Here is a 577-nt window from a genome sequence, read left to right as displayed (position 1 = left end):
CTTAGTAGCTTGTCACACATACATAAGGAACAATAAAATTGCTACAAAGATGCTCGCGTCCACTATACAGTTCTCAAAATACGGGCAGGATAACCGGATCTTGTCCACCACTACCCTCGGACAACAACCTCAAAGGGAAAACACACCCTCAAGATCACCATCACCAGGAGTTTGGTGAGAGCCGGCCCCAGCCACACACCCACACCAGAATCCGCAAAGAATCCCGGTGTGGAAGCGGCCTAGAAAAATCGAACCAAGGAATCCGCAAAGATTCCAACGGCCCGATTCCTCAGGACCCAACAGCGCGCCTCGGCCTTTCACCCATCCTTCTCTCACGTTCCACGCTCCGAAGAGCAGTACTAGATCGATCAGACGAGATCCCGGCCTAATGGTCAATGTTCCACATTCCGAAGCACCGTCGCCCTAGAACGGATGTCTAGGAAACGACGAGTAGACACTGAACTCTTACGAGCCAGCGTCAATGCTCCTTAGAAAGGAGGTGATCCAGCCGCACCTTCCGGTACGGCTACCTTGTTACGACTTCGTCCTAATCGCCAGCCCCACCTTCGACGGCTCC

1 rRNA gene is annotated in these 577 nt (G+C 53.0%); it reads right to left on the bottom strand.

Annotation, left to right across the window (positions count from 1 at the left end):
- Window positions 1-492: 492 nt before the first annotated feature.
- Window positions 493-577, bottom strand: a 16S ribosomal RNA gene (locus tag ABD235_RS39880); the annotation flags it as partial.

Origin of the sequence: Kribbella lupini (genome assembly GCF_039529595.1) — a bacterium.
GTDB lineage: Bacteria > Actinomycetota > Actinomycetes > Propionibacteriales > Kribbellaceae > Kribbella > Kribbella lupini.
The sequence above is the reverse complement of the archived record's forward strand: the minus strand, read 5'-3'. Positions and strand labels throughout refer to the sequence as shown.